Annotated in this window: 9 protein-coding genes; all 9 read right to left on the reverse strand. The window is 28.7% G+C overall.

Going from position 1 to position 7,976, the window contains the following annotated elements; translation table 11 throughout:
• Positions 1-755, reverse strand: a 755-nt coding sequence (locus tag IX290_RS10745; RefSeq protein ID WP_211493188.1) for a phage tail protein, incomplete at its 3' end; no start/stop codon positions are given.
• The gene (locus IX290_RS10750; RefSeq protein ID WP_211493189.1) at positions 745-1,395 is read right to left on the reverse strand and encodes a phage tail protein I; all 651 of its coding nucleotides are present in this window, start codon (positions 1,393-1,395) and stop codon (positions 745-747) included. The genes IX290_RS10745 and IX290_RS10750, both read right to left, overlap by 11 nt.
• Positions 1,388-2,479, reverse strand: a complete 1,092-nt coding sequence (locus IX290_RS10755) for a baseplate J/gp47 family protein (protein WP_211493190.1) — start codon at positions 2,477-2,479, stop codon at positions 1,388-1,390. Before IX290_RS10755 ends, IX290_RS10750 begins: the two co-directional genes overlap by 8 nt.
• On the reverse strand, positions 2,472-2,780 hold the full coding sequence (locus IX290_RS10760; RefSeq protein WP_211493191.1) for a hypothetical protein: 309 nt from the start codon (positions 2,778-2,780) through the stop codon (positions 2,472-2,474). Before IX290_RS10760 ends, IX290_RS10755 begins: the two co-directional genes overlap by 8 nt.
• A complete protein-coding gene (locus IX290_RS10765; RefSeq protein WP_211493192.1) occupies positions 2,780-3,166 on the reverse strand; it encodes a phage tail protein in 387 nt (128 codons plus the stop codon). The genes IX290_RS10760 and IX290_RS10765 overlap by 1 nt, the downstream gene beginning before the upstream one ends.
• A gap of 11 nt (positions 3,167-3,177) precedes the next feature.
• Positions 3,178-3,717 (reverse strand): phage baseplate assembly protein V, encoded by a 540-nt coding sequence (locus IX290_RS10770; RefSeq protein WP_211493193.1) that lies wholly within the window; start codon positions 3,715-3,717, stop codon positions 3,178-3,180.
• Entirely contained in the window at positions 3,701-4,759 is a 1,059-nt protein-coding gene (locus tag IX290_RS10775) for a late control protein D (protein WP_211493194.1), read from the reverse strand. Before IX290_RS10775 ends, IX290_RS10770 begins: the two co-directional genes overlap by 17 nt.
• Positions 4,760-4,762: 3 nt before the next feature.
• On the reverse strand, positions 4,763-4,993 hold the full coding sequence (locus IX290_RS10780; protein ID WP_249168939.1) for a hypothetical protein: 231 nt from the start codon (positions 4,991-4,993) through the stop codon (positions 4,763-4,765).
• A complete protein-coding gene (locus IX290_RS10785; RefSeq protein ID WP_211493195.1) occupies positions 4,956-7,964 on the reverse strand; it encodes a phage tail tape measure protein in 3,009 nt (1,002 codons plus the stop codon). The genes IX290_RS10780 and IX290_RS10785 overlap by 38 nt, the downstream gene beginning before the upstream one ends.
• Between the last annotated feature and the right edge of the window lie 12 nt (positions 7,965-7,976).

The raw sequence follows: 7,976 nt of genomic DNA on the forward strand, positions 1-7,976 counted from the left end.
GAAACAGTATCTAAAGAAATATCTTGAAAATTATCTGTTGAATTTGTTGTACTGTTCGTATTATTTACACATCTATAAAGTTTTCCTGTATTTCTATCTAAATAAAATTTACCTTTTGTTTTTTGCCCTGAATCTTGTATAAATGTTGCATTAATTTCATTTCCAACAATACCTTTAAATTTGTTTTCTATGATAGGATATTTATTTCCTTCAAGCACTGTTCCAGCTTCTATTCCAAAGTCTTTGTTAAATGCAGATTTTTTTTCTATTACATTTTCCTTTTTGTTTAATTCATTATCAAAATAATCTTTAGTTATGTATAAATCTTTACCATCATTCCTTACTGTAAGCACACTTTCAGAAGTTGCTATCAGATTCACAGCTATATCAAATCTTACAGGTCCATTACTCTCAGGAGGTAAATAACTTGTCTCTTCTCCATCATTTATATAGTAATAAAGGATCTCACTATCTCCATCACTAACATAAATACCTGTTTCACGTGGATAATATCCTTGTTCTAGCTTTACATTATCTAACTGTGTTATTATTTTTACTGCATCATCATGTTGTTCTATTTTTAATATGCTTTTCTCTGCCTTTATCGACTTTATATCAGTAAAAGTCATAGGATTATCTTTTTCATCTAAATTTCCATTTCCAAATTTAATCTTTGCAAAAGTAATTGGTGTTTTATTAGCTGTTACTTTTGCAAGATATTCTCTACCAACTTTAGTAAGTCCATTAAATTTCATTCTTAATACCTCCAATTATCTGTTTATAAGCAATTATGTTTATATAGCTATTTAGATTTTTATCAGCTGGTGCTTCAATTATATCTTTATGAACTGCAATCTCCTTATATCCAACTATTGTTTGTAATTTAGGATCAGCATCTATTGTTATATTTATAACTTCTAAAACACTTCTAACATTTTTTATTCTTTCAAGTGCACTTACAATTTTAAGTGCCCAAGCAGTATCAATATATCCTGTATTACTAATAACTCTAAAAGTATAAGGATCTCCTCCACATTCCCACCATTCACAAAGTTTTACATTATAACCAAGTTTATTTACCTCTGTTTCAACAGCTTTTCTTGTTCCTTTTTTACTATGTGCCCAATAGGCAGCTTTTATTAATTGTATTTTTCTTTCTTTTGGAAACTTTTCATCCCAGTTATCAATCGAAAATTGTTCTGCTAGAGTATCGAGAATAAAATCAGACTGGCTCTCTAGATTCTTTAGTATTGCTAAATTAGGAATAATAGACACAACATTGTTTTTTAAGCACTCTTCAAATTCTTTAGCTAAGTACTTCAAATTTTTGTATTTTTCTAAATTTTGTGGAAATACAATTTGATAATCTGTATCTTCTAATTTATACTTACTCATCCTCTACTCCTTGATATGAAATATTTTTGCTACTTATTTTTGCTACCTTTGTTCTGTCTATTCTTTTTAATGTTGGCTCTGCAATCTCAACTCTTTTAGCTCCAGCAGATATTAATAATTGTATCAATTTATCTGGATTAATATCCCTTCCCAACTTTTCTGATTGCCATAATACATAAGTATTTACAGCATCTGTTATATTATTAGTAACTTCTGTTATGTTATCCCCTTTTCTCGCCCACCATTTTATGTTTATGCTATAAGTTTCTTCTATTGGAGCTTTAACAACTACTTTATCAGTAAAAGGTCTAATTTCATCATCTAGATTTTTTGAAATAGTTTCTAAAACTTGTTGCTCTGGTATTTTTCCACTTTTCAATAATGGAATTATATTAACTGTTCCTGGTGTTTTTTCTTCTGTATATACATTTACATCAATTATATCTGTATTAGCTGTCATTACATAATATTCATATGCACTTTTAGGCCCAGCAGTACTAAAAGCAGTTGGTCTTAGTTTTATTCTTTTCCTTAATTCGTTATCATTCTCCATTTCCAATCCACCAGAAGTTGCTTCAATATTTTCAACTTTCATTAAAAAAGGTATATCATCAACTAAAGTATTTATTTTACCTGGTAAAATATCATTTCCTATCTTACCTGGAGAAACACATGTTGCAATACCTATTACTTCTCTTTTCCCAATTGCAAGTTCTATATTATTATCTAGAGCGAAATAAACATTTCCATCTGAAGTTTTATTTCCTGCAGGTATAGTTATTACTTCTGAAAAGATTTTAGAAAATGTATATTTTATTTTAGTTTTTGCTCCTTTAGGTTGTACCCTTCTAACTCCAACTAATTCTCCTATTGCATCTAAATATTCACCCTCAGAAAATCTTAAAAGATTCATATTTGCAGTATAATTTATTTCATTTTCTAATAATCTAATTATGTAACTAACCCAATTTATATAGTCATTTATTGGATCTCCTTCAGAGACTTTTAGATTCATTACTTCTTCATAACCTGTTTTTAGTTTTTGTTGTATTTCAGTTACATTTACATCAATAAATTTAAACATTTATATCACCCTTTATCTTCAAAATAATATTAGATGGGGATGAGTTCTCAATAAGTATTTTCTTTATGCTAAATCTTGGTTCCTCACGTTCAATTTCTTCAACTACATCTGCAGTTAATTGTGCAATCTTTATATTATCAGGCTTATCAATTATGTTATAATCAATTCCTTTTTGTCTTGCTAATACAACATTACCTTTTATTCTATTTATTGCATTTTCTATATTTTGTTCTATTTCTTCATAAAGATTAGGTGTAAATTTATAGTCTTTTTTCTCACTAAAATCAAATATAAATTCCATTAGTTATACTCCTTTAATTCAACAGATAAATCAACACGTGTTACATTACCGAAAGCAGTAAACTGTTTATGTGTTTCATTTATACTTGCTATAACGTAATCTCCTAAGACTTCTCCTCCAATTATCAATTTAAACTTCTCTCCATCTGCAGCTTTTTCTTTTAGTTTATGTGCTTCTAATGCAGGATTAAGATTATATGCAGCACTTAAAATTATATTAAATTTTATATTTTCTAAATCTACTCCATCAAACTGCAACTTTGGTTTTTCTCCTATTACTTTATGTTCTATCCACCTGTAATTAGAACTTTTAGTTAAATTATTAAAAGTTCTAACAAAAAAAGAACTACAAGCAAATATTGTTTTACCTAAACTTCCTACAACCATTTTTATCACCTTTATTCTGGCGGTCCTGAAACATCATTTCCAGCTTTAACCCCTTTTGTTTTATGCTTTTTAAGAGATATATTTCCAGCTATTACATCTTCACTTGCAGATACAGCTCCTTGGACATTTACAGGGCCTTTTATATTAGTTTTAGCTGTTATATTTACTTCATCTGCTATCACATTTAGAGATCTACACTTTATTTTTATCTCATTCTTACAATTTATACTTAATGTTGAGTTACTTTCATCATATTCAATTTGTGTACCATCTGGGTATAATGTTATATGCTTTCCCTTTGCTGCATCATCCATTATAATTTCTGTATCATCATATCCAGAGCCGAGGTAATATCCTCGGCCTGTTTCTGTTATCAAGCATAATCCATTTTCTCCAATCTCAGGCATCGAATAATGTTTTGTCCCTTTGTTTCTACCTTGAAATACAATAAGCTCAGGTGTAGTGATTCCAAGATCATTATAAACAGCTTTTACAGTTCCTTTTTTATGATTTACTACTGAAACAGTAGCAAACCTAATTTCTGTCATCATTATCACTCTCCTCAACTCTTTGTAATTCTAAATTAAGATTATATGTGGTTAAATCAGTTGAAATTTTAGTAATCATATACTTTCCATTAAAGATACCAAAAGATAATAATTCTATGCAATCACCGACTGATAACACTTTTTCTTTTCCAATCATTTGTATATTAGCCCTTATAGAGTTTTTATTTTTATTTCGTAAAGCTTTTTCAGCTATTTTTCCTAGATACTCTCTTACTTTGCTTTTATCTTTTCCTGGAATAGCTTTATCTTCATTTATAAGCAATACTCTTTTTGTATTTCTTTTATATCCTGATCTTTGCTTAGAAAAAAAAGTTGCTTCCATTTTCTTTCCTGAAGAATCAGTATAAGTTATTTTGCATCCAGCATATGTATCTGTATCATCAATCTCTAAGTTATAATTTTCTATATCATCTCTTGTAATCAATAATTTACTCTCTTTTTTTTCATATACAGTTTCTTCAAAAACTATTAACTTATTATTGTACAGTTTTATTACAACACCAATTTCTTCTCCTAGTCTTTTTAAAAAATTAAAATTTGACTCTAATTTTTGCTCTACTCGTATGTAATTTCTTTCAAATTTACAATCATAAATAAGATCCAATTTACTTTGTTTTGCAATATCTTCTACAATTTTCTTGAAACTTACGGATTCCCAAACATGATTTTTTTTATCATCCATTATATTTGTTGTTACATTTACTGATAATGCAGAAATACTCACTATATCAGGAATACCGCTATATGAAACTTTATCAATATAAAAAGTTCCAACAGGAATATTTATTACCCTATCTTCTATTTCCCAGTTAAAAAGATAAACATTTACCTTTAATTTATCTCCTTTTAACGGATTCCATGAATTCATCCATAATCTTTTTCGATTTTGGATCGTTAAGTTTAAACTATCAAATTCATTTATAGAATCTGAATAATCAAATGAAATAATATCTTTTGATATATCATTTGTTATATCTTTTCCCTCATAAATAACTTGTATTTTTAAATATCTTGTATTTTTCATTTATCATCTTCTCCAAGGTGCAATATCAAACTGTTCTGATAAATCTGTTGGAGTATATTTGATTGTCATTCCAGCATTGAAAATAATTACCCCATGATATTGTGGATTTAGTTCCATTAATTTATCAAAATAAAGAGAATTATTATATAATTTATATGCAATGCTATCCCATGTATCACCTAATACTGTTATATATTTATCTTCCATATCCTTTTCTAAAATTTTCTCTTTCATATTTTTTCATACACTCCTCAAAATGCTTATAGAAGTCATATTTATCCTTTGTTAAAATGCTTTGGAGCTCCTCTTTGTTCTGTGCATTTATAACAGGTGCATAATTAATATTTATTGTTCCTGGAGCTGAATCAGAAGATTTTAATCCAAGTAATTTACCTGTTTGTTCCCAAAGATTTAAACTTCTAACACTTCCATCATGTGGAATTATACTTTCTGGATAATTCCCTTCTCCTACCATTGCTAGTGTAGGACCATTTACAATCCCACCATTAGCAAAACCAGGGATTTTATCTTTTACCCAGTTAATACCGCTGCTTATTTTTCCACCTATATTAAAGTCTTTAACTTCATTATAAATGTCAATTATACCACTGAATTTATCTTTAAGAGATTGTATCTTTTCATCTAACCAATCAAAAGGGATCCTTAAAATATTCATAGTCTTTTCTTTAAATACATCCCAATTTTCAATACTTGATGTTACAAAATCAATTAATTTATCTTTTAATTCTATTGCTTTGACTTTTATATCATCAAAATTTTTATAAAGTAATTGTCCTGCTTTAAAAATAGAACCTAATGGACCTAATAAATACCAATATTTATCGGCTAATTCATAAGCTTTTATTCCTAGTTCTTTTGCTTTTGTCTTTATAGTCTCCCAGTTATTATAAAGTGCCTTTCCTCCCTTTATTAAAGCTCCAATAGGACCCAATAAAAACCAATATTTATCTATTAGTTCACTTACTTTATCTCTTAGTTGCCCTGCTTTTTCTTTAACTGTATCCCAGTTTTTATACAAAGCATATCCAGCAACTACTAAAGCTATTATCCCTGCTATTGCAAGTCCAACTGGATTAGTAAATGCTGCCATACATACTCTTCCTACACTACCTATTGCTCCAAATATATATTTACCTCCAGCTACTATTCCTCTACCTAAGTATCTAGAAAATTTTATCCCCATAGTTCCTATATTTTTTGAAAATTTTAATAATGCCCCACTTGCTCTTTGTGTTTTTCCCAATAAATCTTTTTCTATAACAAATCCTGAAAATTTTACTAAACCTGCATATCCTTTAATTGCTATCCCAGTTATTTTTAATGCACCACCTAATGCGTACATTACCCCTGTTCCTCTAATAAATAATTTAACTAGTCTTTTAAATCTTTCAGGATCTTCTTGAATAAAATTTCTTAGTCTTTCGAGTAACTCTTTAGTATATTTTGCTCCTTCTTTTATTAATGGTAATAATTCTGTTCCTAGATCAGCCTTTAAAACGTCAAATTCTGTCTTTATAACTTGTAGTTGATTGGCGGTTGTATTCTTTTGTATCTCCGCCTCTTTTTCTGAAGCACCTTCATAGATATTTTTATCTTTAATTAAACTACTGTTCTTTTTATATTTTTCAAATGAACCCATTAAATTTGCAGCTGCAACTTTACCTTCTTCTCCAAACAACATTGATAATACAGCACCTTGTTCGTGATCTTTTACTTTACTCAGTCGATTAAAAACTATTTCTAATGCTTTTTCAGGATTTGCTTTTGCAGATTTTGCTAACTTTACTGGGTCTAGTCCTAATTTTTGTAATGCTTGCTGTTCCCGTTCAGTCGTTGCAAAACCTTTATTTAGTATAGTTAATAGTTTTTTAGTCCCAGTTGCAGCAACTTCTGGAGCCATACCCATTTCCATTAATGTTGCTCCCAGTGCAGCGGTTTGAGCTGTAGTCATTCCAATTATTTTAGGCATATTTCCCATTCTTGTTATATATTCACTTATTTTTTTTTCAGAAGCTCCAGTATTATTTCCTAGAACATTTATTTGATCTGATAATTCTTTTAACTGATCTAAATTCATATTAAAAGTATTTTTCCATGCAAACATATACTCACTTGCTTCTTCACGCCCCATATTAAATGCCATAGCCATATTTGCAGCCGATTCAATATAACTTATCGCTTCATCTTTATTCAATCCAGATTGACCAGCATTTGCAGCCATACCATATAGTTCTTCCAAACTAACTGCTATTTTTTTTTCAGAAACTAAATTTAAAAGATCTTTTTTAAAGTTATCTTCATCTTTCTTATCGTTAAAATCAAACTGTTTCTTCACTCCAGCAAAAGCACTTTCTGCTTTTATTGCTGTATCCAGTGTTTGATAAGCTATTCCAGTTGCAGCAGCTCCTGTCACTAATGGAATATTACCAGCTTTAGAAATATTATCTCCTCTAGTTTTTAGCCCTTCTGCTTTTATATATAGTTTTTTAGCTTTCTCTAAATTCTGCATTTTTCGCTCAAGCTCTGTATATACTTTACTCGTATCCTTAGCAACTATATTTTGTTTTTTTAGATTTTCTGTTACTTCTTTAATTGTTTCTGTATGTTGCTTGTTTCTATCTCTTAATCTTTCAATTGTATCTTCTAATTTTAATTGCTGATTTCTCAAATCTTGACTAGCTTTATTATTTCCTTGTAATTTTTCTTTTGCTTTGTCTAAATTATTCTGTAATGGTTTAAGTTTTTCTGTTACTTTTATGCTTTCTTCTTTTAATTTCTTATATTCCTTTTCAAGAACTTCATTTTTTTCTGTATTTTTTCCAATTTGCTTTGTCAAATCTTTTAATTTTTTTTCTAATATTTTTTTTTGACTTGTTAAATTTATTGCTTCTTTTTCTAAATTTTTATATGTGGTATTTAATTTTTTACCATATTCATTCGTCTCAGTTAATTTTTGTTTAAGTTTTCCTAACTGAGATTCAGTATATTTAAGTTCACTTTTATTTTCTTTCGCCATCAATTTGGTTTTTTCTAATCCATCTAATTTCATTTTTGCTTGTCTTACTTTGTCAATACGTTCTTCGATTTTTGCAAGTCCATCTTTAGATGCTTGTATATTTTTGCTGAATGTAGATGATAAACTAGCTCCTATCCCAAAAGAAATGGCAAATTGTTTTGCTGACATATATTCCTCCCA

It is taken from the genome of Fusobacterium sp. DD2 (assembly GCF_018205345.1).
In the GTDB taxonomy this organism is placed as follows: domain Bacteria; phylum Fusobacteriota; class Fusobacteriia; order Fusobacteriales; family Fusobacteriaceae; genus Fusobacterium_A.

What these genes read in the sequence shown, in the direction of transcription:
- IX290_RS10785 (WP_211493195.1), bottom strand. Translation starts at nt 7,964, where the DNA reads ATGTCAGCAAAACAATTTGCCATTTCTTTTGGGATAGGAGCTAGTTTA.
- IX290_RS10770 (WP_211493193.1), bottom strand. Translation starts at nt 3,717, where the DNA reads ATGATGACAGAAATTAGGTTTGCTACTGTTTCAGTAGTAAATCATAAA.
- IX290_RS10765 (WP_211493192.1), bottom strand. Translation starts at nt 3,166, where the DNA reads ATGGTTGTAGGAAGTTTAGGTAAAACAATATTTGCTTGTAGTTCTTTT.
- IX290_RS10755 (WP_211493190.1), bottom strand. Translation starts at nt 2,479, where the DNA reads ATGTTTAAATTTATTGATGTAAATGTAACTGAAATACAACAAAAACTA.
- IX290_RS10780 (WP_249168939.1), bottom strand. Translation starts at nt 4,993, where the DNA reads ATGAAAGAGAAAATTTTAGAAAAGGATATGGAAGATAAATATATAACA.
- IX290_RS10760 (WP_211493191.1), bottom strand. Translation starts at nt 2,780, where the DNA reads ATGGAATTTATATTTGATTTTAGTGAGAAAAAAGACTATAAATTTACA.
- IX290_RS10775 (WP_211493194.1), bottom strand. Translation starts at nt 4,759, where the DNA reads ATGAAAAATACAAGATATTTAAAAATACAAGTTATTTATGAGGGAAAA.
- IX290_RS10750 (WP_211493189.1), bottom strand. Translation starts at nt 1,395, where the DNA reads ATGAGTAAGTATAAATTAGAAGATACAGATTATCAAATTGTATTTCCA.